This is a genomic window from Umezawaea sp., from assembly GCF_057122925.1.
Map to the genome: position 1 here is coordinate 13,127 of NZ_DBNGPQ010000117.1, position 14,836 is coordinate 27,962.

At 72.4% G+C, this 14,836-nt stretch carries 16 protein-coding genes; 11 read left to right on the forward strand and 5 right to left on the reverse strand.

Annotated elements, in window-relative coordinates; all coding sequences use genetic code 11:
* The 4 genes from AC156L_RS26780 (at window position 1) to AC156L_RS26795 (ending at window position 4,193) form a co-directional block, all read left to right on the forward strand.
* Window positions 1-1,365: an MFS transporter gene (locus AC156L_RS26780; RefSeq protein WP_330876172.1), complete on the forward strand. Its 1,365-nt coding sequence runs from the start codon at window positions 1-3 to the stop codon at window positions 1,363-1,365.
* A gap of 21 nt (window positions 1,366-1,386) precedes the next feature.
* Window positions 1,387-2,589, forward strand: coding sequence for a cysteine desulfurase family protein (locus tag AC156L_RS26785; protein WP_330876171.1), 1,203 nt, complete (start codon window positions 1,387-1,389; stop codon window positions 2,587-2,589).
* 4 nt (window positions 2,590-2,593) lie between these two features.
* Window positions 2,594-3,682, forward strand: coding sequence for a tRNA 2-thiouridine(34) synthase MnmA (gene mnmA / locus AC156L_RS26790; RefSeq protein ID WP_330876170.1), 1,089 nt, complete (start codon window positions 2,594-2,596; stop codon window positions 3,680-3,682).
* A gap of 85 nt (window positions 3,683-3,767) precedes the next feature.
* On the forward strand, window positions 3,768-4,193 hold the full coding sequence (locus AC156L_RS26795; RefSeq protein ID WP_330876169.1) for a DUF3052 domain-containing protein: 426 nt from the start codon (window positions 3,768-3,770) through the stop codon (window positions 4,191-4,193).
* Between the two features lie 130 nt (window positions 4,194-4,323).
* On the opposite strand, the gene AC156L_RS26800 is transcribed toward AC156L_RS26795, so the two are convergent.
* The 4 genes from AC156L_RS26800 to AC156L_RS26815 all read right to left on the reverse strand — a co-directional run bounded on the left by AC156L_RS26800 (window position 4,324) and on the right by AC156L_RS26815 (window position 6,839).
* Window positions 4,324-5,031 carry a hypothetical protein gene (locus tag AC156L_RS26800; protein WP_330876168.1) on the reverse strand — a complete coding sequence of 236 codons (708 nt, stop codon included), beginning with the start codon at window positions 5,029-5,031 and terminating at the stop codon, window positions 4,324-4,326.
* Between the two features lie 79 nt (window positions 5,032-5,110).
* Window positions 5,111-5,425 (reverse strand): hypothetical protein, encoded by a 315-nt coding sequence (locus tag AC156L_RS26805; protein ID WP_330876167.1) that lies wholly within the window; start codon window positions 5,423-5,425, stop codon window positions 5,111-5,113.
* A 23-nt stretch (window positions 5,426-5,448) separates the two neighbouring features.
* Window positions 5,449-6,324: a serine/threonine dehydratase gene (locus AC156L_RS26810; protein ID WP_330876166.1), complete on the reverse strand. Its 876-nt coding sequence runs from the start codon at window positions 6,322-6,324 to the stop codon at window positions 5,449-5,451.
* On the reverse strand, window positions 6,321-6,839 hold the full coding sequence (locus tag AC156L_RS26815; RefSeq protein ID WP_484407356.1) for a DUF6584 family protein: 519 nt from the start codon (window positions 6,837-6,839) through the stop codon (window positions 6,321-6,323). Before AC156L_RS26815 ends, AC156L_RS26810 begins: the two co-directional genes overlap by 4 nt.
* A 286-nt stretch (window positions 6,840-7,125) precedes the next feature.
* On the opposite strand from AC156L_RS26815, the gene AC156L_RS26820 reads away from it, so the two are divergent.
* Both AC156L_RS26820 and AC156L_RS26825 read left to right on the forward strand, forming a co-directional pair.
* Window positions 7,126-8,103, forward strand: coding sequence for a hypothetical protein (locus tag AC156L_RS26820; RefSeq protein ID WP_330876164.1), 978 nt, complete (start codon window positions 7,126-7,128; stop codon window positions 8,101-8,103).
* 63 nt (window positions 8,104-8,166) lie between these two features.
* Window positions 8,167-8,556, forward strand: coding sequence for a hypothetical protein (locus AC156L_RS26825; protein ID WP_330876163.1), 390 nt, complete (start codon window positions 8,167-8,169; stop codon window positions 8,554-8,556).
* 184 nt (window positions 8,557-8,740) lie between these two features.
* On the opposite strand, the gene paaI is transcribed toward AC156L_RS26825, so the two are convergent.
* A complete protein-coding gene (paaI, locus tag AC156L_RS26830; RefSeq protein ID WP_330876162.1) occupies window positions 8,741-9,097 on the reverse strand; it encodes a hydroxyphenylacetyl-CoA thioesterase PaaI in 357 nt (118 codons plus the stop codon).
* Window positions 9,098-9,305: 208 nt separating this feature from the next.
* Here paaI and AC156L_RS26835 point away from each other — a divergent pair, with 208 nt between their 5' ends.
* From AC156L_RS26835 to AC156L_RS26855, 5 genes are all read left to right on the forward strand, one after another.
* On the forward strand, window positions 9,306-10,310 hold the full coding sequence (locus tag AC156L_RS26835) for an aldo/keto reductase (RefSeq protein WP_330876161.1): 1,005 nt from the start codon (window positions 9,306-9,308) through the stop codon (window positions 10,308-10,310).
* Window positions 10,311-10,562: 252 nt separating this feature from the next.
* On the forward strand, window positions 10,563-11,552 hold the full coding sequence (locus tag AC156L_RS26840) for a hypothetical protein (RefSeq protein ID WP_330876160.1): 990 nt from the start codon (window positions 10,563-10,565) through the stop codon (window positions 11,550-11,552).
* Window positions 11,553-11,572: 20 nt separating this feature from the next.
* Window positions 11,573-11,797: a hypothetical protein gene (locus AC156L_RS26845; RefSeq protein WP_330876159.1), complete on the forward strand. Its 225-nt coding sequence runs from the start codon at window positions 11,573-11,575 to the stop codon at window positions 11,795-11,797.
* The gene (locus AC156L_RS26850) at window positions 11,794-12,819 is read left to right on the forward strand and encodes a methionine synthase (protein WP_330876158.1); all 1,026 of its coding nucleotides are present in this window, start codon (window positions 11,794-11,796) and stop codon (window positions 12,817-12,819) included. The genes AC156L_RS26845 and AC156L_RS26850 overlap by 4 nt, the downstream gene beginning before the upstream one ends.
* Window positions 12,820-12,908: 89 nt before the next feature.
* The gene (locus AC156L_RS26855) at window positions 12,909-14,771 is read left to right on the forward strand and encodes a glycoside hydrolase family 9 protein (protein WP_330876157.1); all 1,863 of its coding nucleotides are present in this window, start codon (window positions 12,909-12,911) and stop codon (window positions 14,769-14,771) included.
* Window positions 14,772-14,836: the final 65 nt, after the last annotated feature.

Sequence of the window (14,836 nt, forward strand, 5' to 3'; positions counted from 1 at the left end):
GTGACCACCACCGAGAGCGCCGAGCAGAGCAGGCTGTGGTCCCCGGACCGCCGGGGACCGACCGCCGGGATCATCCTCCTGGTGACGCTGCTGGCGTTCGAGGCGATGGGCGTCAGCACCGCGATGCCGCGGATGGTCTCGGACCTGCGCGGCGACGAGCTGTACGCGTGGCCGTTCGTCGCCTTCCTGGCCGCCAGCGTGGTCGCGACGGTCCTGTCCGGCCGGTTCTGCGACCTGCGCGGCCCCAAGCCCGTGCTGCTGGCCGGTCCGCTGGTGTTCCTCGCCGGGCTGCTGGTCGCGGGCTTCGCCCAGGAGATGGGGTCGCTGCTGGCGGGCCGCGTGCTCCAGGGGTTCGGCGCGGGCATGCAGATCGTCGCCATCTACGTCGTGATCGGCCTGGTCTACCCGGAGCGCGACCGGCCCGCCGTGTTCGGCGCGCTGGCCGCCGCGTGGGTCGTGCCGTCGCTGGTCGGTCCCGCGCTCGCGGGCTTCTTCACCGAGCACCTGACCTGGCGGCTGGTGTTCCTCGCGCTGGCCCCGCTGGTGCTGATCGGCTTCCTGCTGCTCGTCCCGGTGCTGCGGACGCTGCCGGTGCACGTCGACGGCGTGGTCCCGGCCCGGCGGGGCCTGCTGCTCGCGGCCGTCGGCGGCGGTGTGGGCGTCTCGGCCCTGAGCTGGGCCGCGCAGCACCCGCGCGGCCTGAACCTGGTGCTCGGCGTGGTCGGGCTCGTGGTGCTGGTCCCGTCGCTGCGGATCCTGCTGCCGAGGGGCACCCTCACCGCCCGCCGGGGCCTGCCCGTGGTCGTCCTGGCCAGGGGGATGCTCGCGGGCTCGTTCTTCGCGACCGAGGCGTTCATCCCGCTCACCCTCACCTCCGTGCACGGCTACTCGCCGCTCCAGGCGGGCATCCCGCTCACCCTCAGCGCGCTCGGCTGGTCCTCCGCCTCGATGTGGCAGTCCCGCCGGTCGGACATCCCGCGCGGCACGCTCGTCCGCTGGGGTTTTGTGCTCAACGCCACGGGCATCGCGGGCGTGACGCTGATCGCCCCCGAGTGGGGTCCGGCGTGGGCGACGGCGCCGCTGTGGGCCATCGCGGGCGCGGGCATGGGCCTCGCGATGTCCAGCGTGAGCGTGCTCGTGCTGGCCGCGTCCACGGACGCCGACCGCGGCTTCAACTCCTCGGCGGTGCAGATCAGCGACATGCTGGGCTCGGCGTTCCTGGTCGGCCTCGGCGGTGTCGTGGTCACCACGTTCGCCTCGACGGCGGCCCCGACGGCCGCGATCATCCCGTTCGACCTCGCCATGGCGGCGCTGGCGGTGCTCGGCGCGTTCCTCACGGGTCCGCGCACGAAGCCCACCGCCTGAACGGGCTACCCTGGGAGCGCGATGGCCTACCTCGATCATGCTGCCACCACGCCGATGCACCCCGATGCGATCACGGCGATGACGCGGGCTTTGTCCACCCTGGGCAACGCCTCCTCGCTGCACACCTCCGGCAGGCGCGCGCGCCGGGCCGTGGAGGAGTCGCGCGAGGACATCGCGGACGCGCTGGGCGCGAGGCCGTCGGAGATCATCTTCACCGGCGGCGGCACCGAGAGCGACAACCTCGCCGTCAAGGGGGTCTTCTGGGCCCGCCGGGCCGCCGACCCGAGGCGCAGGCGGGTCCTGGCGTCCGCCGTCGAGCACCACGCCGTGCTGGACGCGGTGCAGTGGCTCGCCGACCAGGACGGCGCCGAGGTGACGTGGCTGGAGACGGACTCGCACGGCCGCGTGCACCCCGAGGTGCTGCGCGAGGCGCTCCAGGGCGACGACGTGGCCCTGGTGACGGCGATGTGGGCGAACAACGAGGTCGGCACGATCAACCCGGTCGCCGAGCTGGCGGCCGTGGCCGCCGAGCACGGCGTGCCGTTCCACACCGACGCCGTGCAGGCCGTGGGTGCCGTGCCGGTCGACTTCACCGCCTCCGGCGCGAGCGCGCTGACCATGACCGGCCACAAGGTCGGCGGCCCGTACGGCGTCGGCGTGCTGCTGCTGGGCCGCGACGTGCCGTGCACGCCGCTGCTGCACGGGGGCGGCCAGGAGCGCGACGTGCGCTCCGGCACCCTGGACGTGCCCGCGATCGTGGGCCTCGCGGCCGCCGTGCGGCGGGCCGTGGACGACCAGCCCGCCAACGCCGCGGCCGCGGCCGCGCTGCGCGACGAGCTGGTCGCGTCGGTGCGCAGGGTCGTGCCGGACGCGATCGTCAACGGCGACCCCGGTGAGCAGCGGCTCCCCGGCAACGCCCACCTCACGTTCCCCGGCTGCGAGGGCGACAGCCTGCTGATGCTGCTCGACGCCAGGGGCATCGAGTGCTCGACCGGCTCGGCCTGCACGGCCGGTGTCGCCCAGCCCAGCCACGTGCTGCTGGCGATGGACGTCGAGCCCGCGCTGGCGCGGGGCTCCCTGCGGTTCTCGCTGGGCCACACGTCGACCGAGCAGGACGTGCGCGACCTGGCCGAGGCGATCGGCCCGGTCGTGGAACGCGCGCGCAGCGCCGGTCTGGCGGGCCTGAAGCGGTCCCGGGGCAAGAACATCAAGGCGGAGGTGTAGCGGGATGCGGGTGCTCGCGGCGATGAGCGGTGGGGTCGACTCCGCGGTGGCGGCCGCTCGCGCGGTCGAAGCGGGTCACGACGTGACCGGCGTGCACCTCGCGCTGTCCGCCAAGCCCGGCACGCTGCGCACCGGCGCGCGGGGCTGCTGCACGATCGAGGACGCGCACGACGCCCGGCGCGCCGCCGACCTGATGGGCATCCCGTTCTACGTGTGGGACTTCGCCGAGCGCTTCACCGAGGACGTCGTGGACGACTTCGTCGCGGAGTACGCGGCCGGTCGCACGCCGAACCCGTGCCTGCGCTGCAACGAGCGCATCAAGTTCGAGGCGCTGCTGGACAAGGCCATCGCGCTCGGCTTCGACGCCGTGTGCACCGGCCACTACGCCCGGCTGTCCACGGAGGACGGCGTGGTCGAACTGCGCCGCAGCGCGGACGACGGCAAGGACCAGTCGTACGTGCTGGCCTCGCTGACCCGCGAGCAGCTCTCGCACGCCCTGTTCCCGTTGGGGGACAGCACGAAGGCCGCCGTCCGCGAGGAGGCCGCCGAGCGCGGCCTCGGCGTGGCGGAGAAGCCGGACAGCCACGACATCTGCTTCATCCCGGACGGCGACACGCAGAAGTTCCTCGGCAACCGGATCGGCCAGTCGCCCGGTCTGCTGATCGACGACGAGACCGGGGCCGTCCTCGGGCGGCACGCGGGCGTGCACGAGTTCACCGTGGGCCAGCGCAAGGGTCTCGGCATCGACGCCCCCGCGCCGGACGGCCGCCCCCGGTACGTGCTGTCTCTGGAGCCGGTGTCGGGCAACGTCCGCGTCGGCGCGGCGGAGAAGCTGGCGGTGACGGAGATCGTGGCCGTCCGCCCCTCGTGGCCGAACGGCGTGCCGCTCGACGGTCCCGTCGAGTGCGTCGCCCAGGTCCGCGCGCACGGCGGCACGGCTCCGGCCGTGGCCGAGCTGGTCGGCGGGGAGCTCCAGGTGCACCTGCGCGAGCCGCTGACGGGCGTGGCGCCCGGTCAGGCCGTGGCGCTGTACCGCCCGGACGCCGCGGGCGACCTGGTGCTGGCGAGCGCCACCATCGACTCCACTGGCTGAGCGTCACCACCGTTCACCCGATGGACCCGAAAGCACCCCTTTCGGAGTCTTCGTCGTCCCGTGCGACCGTGGCACGCTCCTCCGCATGACGCAGAGCGGGACGAGGACGGCGGCCGACCGGTTGGAGTTGGAGGCGGGCCAGTTCGTCAAGGAGATCGGTGAGGCCGGTGACGACGAGGTCCGCGACGCGGTCGAGGACGCGATCGGCGACGCGCTGGCCCCCGCCGACCGCGAGTCGACGGCGGACGCCGTGCTCCTGTGGTTCACCGACGGCGACGACGACCTCGCGGACACGCTGGTCGACGCCACCTCCGAGCTGAACGAGACCGGCGTGATCTGGGTGCTGACCCCGAAGGTCGGCCGTCCGGGGTACGTCGAGTTCGCCGACATCAGCGAGGCGGCCTCCGTGGCGGGGCTGTCGAGCACGTCCGGCACACCGGTCGCGCAGGACTGGACGGCGACCCGGCTCGTCGTGCCGAAGACCGATCGCCGCAATTCCCCCTTCGACTGAAACCGATCGGGACGTCCGGCCTCTGACCTGCTGGTTCGTGCCGCGTCTTGACCCTCTTCCGGGTGAACGGCCCGCCCGCGCCGGGCGGGCCGCACCCCCTGTGCCTGCGCCAACGAGTACCAGGCTGCGCCTACGCCAGCGAGTACCAGGTCGCGGCCGCGAGCAGCGCCAGGTAGCCCGCCGACGCCCAGCCGACGACCCGCGTCCGCCGCCGCTCGTCGAGCGCCGTGAACGTCAGCAGCCACGCCAGCAGCGGCAGCACCAGCACGCCGTGCATCGCGACCCCGTGCGCGGGTTTGAGGATCCCGGCGGTGCCGTACGCCTCGGCGACCCCCGAGGTCCGCGCCAGCACGGCGCCGCGGGCGATCATCAGGCCGCCGAACGCCATCGCGGCGAGGAACGCCGCCGCCCCGACGCGCACCGCCAGCAGCAGGCTCGGAGTCAGGTGATCCGCCCGCCACGCCGTGACGAGCAGCCACACCACCGAGAAGATGATCACCCCGCCGCCCGCGGCCAACCCGGTGGAGATCGCCGAGTCGAACGGCGTCTCGTTGTTGAAGTGCGACGGGACCCTCCGCCACGCCTGCACGGTGATGCCGACGACCTCGTAGACCGAGGCGAGGGTGAACAGCGCCACCACGAACGGCGTGATCCGCACGAGCGTCCCGACCCACACGACCGTGGCCAGGGTGAGCCCGAACGACAGCCCGAACGTCACGGGCTTCCGCCACGACACCGGGCCCTCCCAGGGGCCGCCGTCGACGGCGAACACGAGGAGGTGGAACAGGCCGCAGGCGAACAGCGCGGCGCTGACCAGGTAACCGACGCGTGTTGTCATGACACCGAATGGTGGCCGCGTCGGGGCGTGGGGTCATCAGCCCAGGAGCGGCACCGGCACCTACGTCAGCGGGCGTAGGTCAGCGGGGCACCGACATCGCCGCGGACGCGAACTCCGCCCACCGCGCGGAGTGCGCGGCGGGCAAGCTCACCCAGTCGTGCATCGGACGGCCGGCGCCCGACGGGTCGAACAGGTGCGCGTCGCCCATCCCCAGCGCCTCCGCGTGGGCCCGCGTGCCCTGCCCGAGCCTGCACGCGAGTTCACCGCCGTGCAGGCACGCGAAGGTCTTGCCCTCGACGTCCATGAGGGCCGGTTCGCCGAACAGGGTGGAGGCGCGGACCCCGTAGGGGCCGAGCTGGGTGACGAGCCCGTCGAGCACGTCGGTGTCTGCCACCCGCCCAGAGTCCCACCGGACGGTCAGGGGGTCCAGTCGGTGTTGGCGCCGCACAGGACCACGCACGGCAGCTCGCCGGGCACGTCACCCGCCAGGAACGCCGCGAACGGCACCGCCGCCGCCGGTTCCACGGCCAGGCGGAACTCCTCCCACAGCCGGTCGCGGGCCGACAGCAGCTGGGCGTCGGTGACCAGCAGCGACCTCAGCGGCACGGACGTCACGACCTCGAACGGCAGGTCGCCGACGCGGGTGGCGCCCAGCGCGGACGCCGCCACGGACTCCACCGGACCGTCGACCGGGCGGCCCGCCGCGAGCGCGTTGTGCAGCGCCGAGCAGCCCTCCGGCTCCACCGCCACCGTCAGCCGCCCGTCGATCGCCGACGCGATCCCGGCGACCAGCCCGCCACCGCCGACCGCGACGGCCACGGAGTCCACCTCGGGCAGGTCGACCACGACCTCCAGGCCCACCGTGCCCTGCCCGGACACCGTCAGCGGGTCGTCGTAGGCCTCGACGTAGACGCCGGGGAACTCCCGCGCCGCTGCCGCCGCCTCCGAGTACGAGGCCCCGTGCCGGATCAGCTTCGCCCCGGCGGCCTCGATGCGCCGCACCTTCCCCTCGGGCGCGGACACGGGCACGAACACCGTGGCGGACACCCCGAGCAGCTGCGCGGCCCGCGCGACCCCCAGGCCGTGGTTGCCGCCCGACGCCGTCACCACGTGGTCCGGCGTGCCCCCGGCGATCAGCGAGTTCAGCGCCCCGCGGATCTTGAACGACCCGGTCGACTGGAGGTGCTCCAGCTTCAGCGCCAGCGGACGGCCGTCCACCTCGACCTGCCACAGCGGGGTCCGGCGGGCGTGCGGGCGGATGCGTTCGGCGGCGGCGGGGACGTCGATGGTCATGAGACCAGGATGCGGTACCCGAAGCCCACGGCGGTAATGGCGCCGATCACGACGAGCGCGGCCAGCACCGCGAGGCCGAGGGCGATCAGCGCGCAGGCGACCCACGACCGGCCGGGTTCCCCCTCCGCGACGGCCAGCTCGTCCTGGATCTGCTCGGTCGTGGCCCGGTGCAGCGCCATCAGGCGCGCGCGGGCCGTCGCGGTCTCGGCGGCGTCCTCGCCGCCGGTCCAGTTCAGCGCGGTCAGCCGCGCGACCGGTGTCTTGTACGCGTGTTCGAACGCGAGCACCTCCAGGTCGTCCCGTACCTCGGACAGGTAGCTCCAGCGCCCGGCTTGCACGGTGTTGCCGAGCACCCGGTAGACGGCGGCCAACTTGTCCCGGAGGTCCAGCCGGTGGGGATAGGTGCCCACCAGCCCGGCCAGCCTCTGGCGCGCGCGGAGAACACTCGCTAAATCGCCTCGCGTGAGTTCTTCGGCCGCGCGGTGCAACGTCACCTCGACAGGCATGGCCCACATGCTCTCAAGTCGTGCAATGGGCTGCCGAATGTTCGCCCGATCGTAGGATTGTCATGTGCTGTCGGTAACAGTGGTGTCATTCGGTTTGGCCTGGTGGTTGGGTCTCTACCTGATCTCGCGAGAACTGGGAAAACCGCTGCTGCACCGAACGGCGGCTGGACTGCTCGCATTCGCGGTGGTAATCGCGTTCGACTCGCTCCCGCAGGTCTTCCTCGCGGTGCCCGCGGTGGCGTGGGCCGGTGCCATCACGTGCTGGCTACCAGTGCGTTTCGAACTCTGGTGGCGCATGTCGACCGTTCCGGTCCTCGTGGCGGCGGTCTTCTCCCCGGTCGTCGCGGTGCTCCCGCTCGCCGTCGCCTTCGGCCTGTTCCTGCGCCACCGCCCGGCCCGCGCCGGTGCCGTCCTCGCCGCCGCGACGCCGATGTTCGGCATCGGCACCGCACTGCTCGGCCTCGACCTGCTGCCGAGACCGCTGGCGCTCGGCGCCCTCGCGTTCGACCTCGTCCTGTTCGGCGTCGCGGTGGCCGTGGCGGACGCGTTCGACGAGGGCGAGGCCGTCCGCGCCGACCTGGTCCGCTCCCTCGTCGTCTCGCTGGCTACCGCGATCCTGTTCGGCGCCCAGGTGGTCGTCGTCATGGTCCACACCGAAGCCCGCCTGGAACCGCTGCTGTTCGGCACGGTCGCCGCCGCCATCGCCGTCCAGGTCCTCGCCAGCCCGATCTCGGCGGTGGCCGACCGGCTCGTCCTGCCCGGCCTGGCGAAGGACCGAGCCGAACTCCGCGGGGCGATCGACGCCCTGCCCCGCCGCAACCCGCTGGCCGACGTGGACGTCCAGGAGTTCGCCAAGCTCACCCGGCGCGCCCTCAGCCACTACGGAGACCTCGGCAAGCTCGTCGCCAGCCCGTTGACCGACCTGCCGGTGATCACCGACCGCCTGGCCGCCAGGGGAGCGGTCGACCAGCCGGTCGAACGAGCCGTGGAGCTGAAGGCGCTGCTGCTGGAGAGCGTCACCCGCCTGAAGCCCAGGGACGGCGACTTCGGCACCAGCGACGAGTGGCGGCACTACAACGCGCTGTACTTCTACTACGTCGCCGGGATCCGCCCGTACAGCGTCCGCACGAAGCGCGAGGACCTCGACCCGCCGTCCAGGAGGGCGTTGGCGTGGTTCGTCGGCCAGGTCCCCGAGCGCACCCTGCACAACTGGCAGAACGCCGGGGCCAAACTGGTGGCAGCGGACCTGTTCTCCCAGGTCGAGTCCCGCTGATCGGCAGTGGATGGCAGCGTTCGGCGTGGTCTTGGCAGTGCCGCCGACCCCACTGTTGCGGCCATGACGAACAACGACCGACCGCTCCGGTTCGCACTCAAGCTCGACGGCGTCGCCTCAGCCGGACTGGGCGCCCTCGCCCTCCCGTTCAGCGGGGAACTGGGCCTGCCCGCGATCCCGCTGGGCGTCTTCCTGCTCGCCTACGGCGCGGGCGTCTTCCTCCTCGGCACCCGCCCCCACCGCACGCTCGTGAAGGTCGTCGTCCTCGGCAACCTGCTGTGGGTGGTCGGCAGCGTGCTCACGGCCGAACTCGGCTGGTTCGGCATCACCGCGCTCGGCACGTGGCTGGTGCTCGCCCAGGCGGCGGCGGTGGCGGGCTTCGCGGTGCTCCAGGTACTGGGCCTCAAGCGGGCCGCGGCACCGCTGCCTTCGACCAGGGGTCCACACCCGTAGCCCGCCGCCGTCCCGGCTGATCGCGGTCCCGCGGTGGCGAGGAGCGCACGTCGAACGGACGTCCGGATCGGGCACGACGCACGCGCGGCCACCGCACCAGACCCTGGTCGTGGGCACGACCGGCGACGGCTGCGCGATGGGGGTCCACCGACTGACCTGGCGGCTCGTCCTCGTGGAACCGGTCTCAGCGGATCGTCCGGCTCCGGCCGCGGAACTCCGCCACGACCTCGTCCCCGCGCGTGACGGTGATGTCGTAGATGCCGCTGCGCCCGAACGTCACCCGTTCCACCGCCTCCGCCACCAGTTCGTCACCGAGCCGCACGGCCGCGATGAAGTCGATCTCCGCCTGCGCCGCGACCGTGACCGAACCCGGTGAGTTGCAGGCGACGGCGAACGCGCTGTCGGCGAGCAGGAAGACGTAGCCGCCGTGGCCGATGCCGTGGACGTTGATCATCGTCTCGGTGATCGTCATGGCCAGCCGCGCCGTGCCCTCGCCGGAGTGCAGCCGCTCGATCCCGAGGGCGATCTCCGCTGGTCCCATTCCGGGCACTCAACCACAGGGGGAAGTGTGGTGCGGGAGCACGGGGCGCGACGCGCTCCCACACCACGATCCGGGGGTGCTCAACACTGTGAGCACCGACACCGTGACGGTATGTGGTGTAGACCATCTGCGTCAATGGGTCTAGACCTTTTAACTCTTCCCGAGACCTCGTGCTCGTGCGCGAACGTGAATCGGCGAGACTGTTTCGATGGTCGACCAGAACTCCACGCCCCTAGGCAAACGCCCGCTCGGCAGCCAGGGTCTCCTCGTCTCCACCCAGGGCCTCGGCTGCATGGGCATGAGCGCCTACTACGCGGGCCGCGACGACGCCGAGTCGACCGCGACGATCCACCGCGCGCTAGAACTCGGGGTCACGTTCTTCGACACCGCCGAGTCCTACGGCCCGTTCACGAACGAGGTCTTGGTGGGCAAGGCGCTCAAGGGGCACCGCGAGGACGTGCAGATCGCGACCAAGTTCGCGGTGGAGCTCGACGACGACGGCGGCGCCCACGGCCTCAACGGCACCCCTGGCTACGCCAACAAGGCGGTCGACCGCTCGCTCAGGCACCTGGGCACCGACTACATCGACCTGTACTACCTGCACCGCGTCGACCCCGAGGTCCCGATCGAGGACACGATGGACGCGCTGGCCGACCTGTTCATGGCGGGCAAGATCCGCTACATCGGCCTGTCGGAGGTGACGCCGGAAACGATCCGGCGCGCGCACCTCATCCACCCGATCACGGCCGTGCAGTCCGAGTACTCCCTGTTCGCCAGGGACCCGGAGAAGGACGGCGTCCTGGCCACGTGCCGCGAACTGGGCATCGGCTTCGTCCCGTGCTCCCCGCTCGGGCGTGGTGTGCTCACCGGCGGCATCACGAAGGTCGACGACCTCGCGGCCGACGACCACCGCCGCCAGTTGCCGTGGTTCAAGCCGGAGAACATCGACGAGAACGTGGCGATCGTCGACACCCTCAAGGAGTTGGCCGCGCAGAAGGAGGTCACCCCCGCCCAGTTGGCGCTGGCGTGGGTGCTCGCGCAGGACACGACCCCGATCCCCGGCACCAAGCAGCGCCGGTGGCTGGAGCAGAACGTCGCCGCCTCGGCCATCAAGTTCACCACCGCCGAGCTGGCGGCGATCAACGCCGCGACCCCGCACGGCGTGACCGCGGGCGCGCGCAACAACCCCGGCGTGCTGGCGACCAACCGCTGATCGGCCGGATGGCCGGCACCCCTCTTGCACGGGGTGCCGGTTCGCGCTGGGGGAAGCGGCAGAAGGCCGCCGACGTCCGGGTAACCTTCTCGGCGGCAGCAGCGGCTGCCACGAGGCTCCTCCGCACCCGGTTGGGGTGAGTGCCTCCCAAGCGCACCTCGGGGTGCGCCCCGCGTGCTGGACTCCGTGCTGATCGAGGGTGACCTCGCGAACTCGGCAGCGTCGACCGGGCGGCGTTGCGGAGGTTCCACGGTGTCGACGAAGCAGTCCGGCAGCCACGCGGTCCGCGTTCACCGCCGGACCCTGGTCACGGGCGAGACCCCAGCCGCGGTGCGCAGGCAACTGCGTGACGAGGGCGGCCCGCTGATCCCCGCCGGGACGCAGCACGAACTCGAGGCCGCCCTGTGGCCTGCGATCATGGGCAGGCCGCTGGTTCGGCGGTTCGGGTTGTCGTCGCGGGGCCTCCGCCTGGAAGTGGCGGGACACGACGTCGGCCGCCTGCTCGCCGAGGCCTTGCCCGTGATCAGGCCCACCGGTGTCAGCGGTGTACCCGGCCTGCGGCCCGTCCCGAGACGTGGTCACCTGGACCTCCGGCTGATCGGAGCCGCTGGGCTGGTGCGCCTGGTCGGTGTCGACCGGGGTCTGTGGCGGGCCGCGGTCAGCAGGCTCAAGGACGAGTGCGGAGCCGACGAGACCCTGTGGTCGGACTGCCGCGATCACCTGGACGACGCCGAGCGTCGAGTGGCGCGCCTGCCACGGCCTGCCGACCTGATGAGCGCGGTCGTGCGCCGACTGGTCCTGTTCCGGTCCGCGGCCAGGGTGCTCGGGACGCCAGACGGCACTTCCGTGACCCTGCTGTGGGAAGGAGGGCCGCGGGAAAGCGCTGTGGCCGCGATCCTCGTCGAGTCGGCATGCCGCATCCCCGGCGCTCGGGTCACACCCCTGGGAATGACGGGCACACAGCGCGGCATCGTCGTCCTCCGTGCTGAGACCGGACGCGGGCGGGAGTGCTCCGAGCCGGACTGGGCCTGGGACGAGGTGGAGGAACGGCGAACCCCGACCACCGCTCGCCGCACGTCCGCGTCGGTTCGGCACGCGCCGACGGACGACCACGCCATCCCGATCGAGAAGTACGCGATCTCCGTCACGAAACCCGACGTGGTCGAGGACCGGCCCGATGGGTGCTGGAACCAGTTGCACCGCCCGGATCGGAGCGAAGAGATCACCGGGTGTCCGTCGTGACGCCGCCACCAGGTTCTCGCGTGGCCGAAATCGGCATCGCCGGAGCGGGCACGGCGTCGGTCCTGGCCGCCGCACCGTGGTGGCTCGTCGGTCTCGTCGTCCTGTCCGGCTCGGCCCTCGCCGTGGTCCGCACGGTCTTCCCGCAGAACTCCGAGGACCGCCTGGAGTGGTGGAAGGACCGCCGCGAGCACCGGAAGCGCCGCGGCGACTCCGGTCCTCCTGCCGGTGGGACACTGTCGACGTGAACACGACCCCTTGGAAACCCGGCTCCGCCACCGGCATCGGCTCCCTGCCAGGCACGGATCCGCGCGAGGCGTCACGCATCGTCCTCGGCGAACTCCCCGCGCTCCCGCACCTGCCCGAACTGCCCGCCCGCGGCGTGGGCGCGGACCTCATCGGCCGCACGGCGGGCCTGCTCGTGGACATCCCCGTCGAGGTGGTCCCGTCCGGCTACCGCGTGACCGCGCACCCCGGCCGCGACCACCGCCGCGCCACGGACCTGATGAACTACGACCTCGACGCGTTCGAGGAGGCGGTCCAGACCGTCAACCTCCGCCCGGAGGTCGTGAAGATCCAGATCGCGGGCCCGTGGACGCTCATGTCGAACATCGAGCTCGTGCGCGGCCACCGGGTCCTCACCGATCCCGGCGCGGTGAAGGAGTTCACCGAATCCCTCGCCGAGGGCCTCAAGCTGCACATCGCCGAGGTGCGCAAGAGGACCGGCGCGCAGGTCGTCGTGCAGCTCGACGAGCCGGGAGTCCCGGCGGTCCTCGGGGGGCTCCTGCCCACCCCGTCGAAGCTCGGCACCGTGCGCGCGGTCCCGGAGCCGGACGCGCGGGACGTGCTCGCCGCGATCATCGACGTGGCCGGTCCCGGCGCGATCGTCCACTGCTGCGCGCCCAAGCCGCCCGTGACCCTCTTCCGCGAAGCGGGCGCGACGGCCGTGGCGCTCGACGTCTCGCTGCTGCGCGGCGCGGGCAAGGCGGTGGCGGACGAGCTGGGGGAGGCCTGGCAGGCGGGCACGTCCCTGTGGCTCGGCCTCGTGCCCAGCACCGATCCGGGCACGAAGGTCGACCTGCGCGAACTCGCGAGGCCCGCGCTGGAGCTGGCGGACCGCCTCGGCTTCCCCCGCTCGGTGCTCACCGACCTGGCGCTACCCACTCCCACCTGCGGAATGGCGGGCGCTTCCGAGAAGTGGGTGCGCCGCGCCCTCTCGTTGACCCGCGACCTGGGCAAGGCGTTCTCGGAGCCGCCGGAGGACTGGTGACTCCGGCGTCCGGCGGCTACCCTTCCCGACTAATTAGGCAACCTTCTTAACCATAGGACCACCGCCGCCGGTCCGAACGAGGAGTCCCCATGCGTTTCGCGCACGCTCTCGTCGCAGCGGCGGTGGTCACCGGGTTGGTCGCGGTGCCCGCCCAGGCCGCCCCGTCCGGGCAGGTGAGACTGGACCAGATCGGCTACGGCACCACGGAGTCCAAGCAGGCGTACCTGCTCGCCCCGACGGCCACCGCGGGGGCCCCGTTCTCCGTGCTGGACGGCCGGGGCCGTTCGGTGCTCACCGGCAGGGTCGGCACGTCGCTCGGTGGCTGGAACACCGCCTTCACCGCCGTGCACCCGATCGACTTCACCGGGGTGACCCGCAGGGGCACGTACCGGATCAAGGTCGGCGGGGTCACCTCGCCCACGTTCACGATCGACACCGTGGACCGGCTGCACTCCCCGCTCGCCGCGAACAACGTCGAGTTCTTCCAGGCCCAGCGCGACGGCGCCGACGTCATCCCCGGCAGGCTGAAGCGCAAGCCGTCGCACCTGGCCGACCGCGAGGCGTACGTCTACGACCACCCGGTGTTCACGGGCGAGGGCGGCGACGAGGTCGCCGAACCCCTCAAGCGCGTCGGCGGCCCGGTCGACGTCGAGGGCGGCTGGTTCGACGCGGGCGACTTCGTCAAGTTCACCCACGCCACCTCGTACTCGCTCGCGGAACTCCTGTACGCGCAGCGCGTCGACCCCAACCCGGCCCTGGAGGCCGAGACGAGGTTCGGGCTCAGGTGGCTCGACAAGGTGTGGGACGGCAAGTCCAAGACGCTCATCGCGCAGGTCGGCATCGGCACCGGCAGCGAGGAGCACGGCTTCGTCGGCGACCACGACGTGTGGCGCCTCCCCGAAGCGGACGACGAGCTGGACGTGGAGCCGGGCGACCTGGAGTACTTCATCAAGCACCGCCCCGTCTTCCGCGCCGCGGCTCCCGGCGAGAAGATCAGCCCCAACCTCGCGGGCCGCGTCTCGGCCGCGTTCGCCCTGGCCGCCCAGGTCGAGGCCAGGCGTCACCCCGCGCTGGCGGCCCGGTACCTGGAGGAGGCCGCCTCCGTCTTCGTCCAGGCCAAGACCGCGGACGTCGGCGAACTCGTGACCGCGTTCCCGCACGCGTACTACCCCGAGGACTCCTGGGCCGACGACATGGAGTTCGGCGCCACCCAGCTCGCGCTGGCGGGCAAGGCCCTGGGCGACCGCCGCACCGCGGGCTGGGCCACCGCTGCCACCCACTGGGCCAAGGAGTACCTGGCCAGCGGCGACACGGACACCCTGAACCTGTACAACACGAGCGCCCTGGCGCACACCGACCTCGTCCGCGTGCTGCGCGCGGGTGGTGTCCGCAACGCCGAGGTGACCGAGGCGCAGCTCGTCGGCGACCTCAAGCGCCAGCTCCAGCAGGGCGTCGACGCTTCCGCTTCCAGCCCGTTCCGCACGGCCGTCGACGTCACCCAGTTCGACGCCGCTCCGCGCAGCTTCGGCTACGTGGCCACGGCCAAGCTGTACCGCGGCCTGACCGGCGACCGCACGTACGAGGACTTCGGCACCCAGCAGCGGAACTTCACGCTGGGCTCCAACGCCTGGGGCACGACGCTCGTGATCGGCGTCGGCACGACCTTCCCGAACTGCCCGCAGCACCAGGCGGCGAACCTCTCGGGCGACCTCGACGGCGGTCGCAGGGTGTTGGTCGGCGCGGTCGTCAACGGCCCCAACGGCGCCGACCTGTTCAGCGACCTCGGCGAGATGCCGGCGGGTTCCGCCCCGTGCACCAAGGACTACACCAAGCGGTACGACTCGGCGACGTCCGTCTTCGCCGACGACCTCCGCTCCTGGCCCAGCTCCGAACCGGCCATCGACTTCACCTCGATGGCGGCCCTCGCGTTCACCCTGACCGCACGGGGCTGAGTCACAGCCGTTCGAACGGCTCCGCGTACCGGAACCGGCCGTGGAGCGCCGCGGGGCAGGCGCGC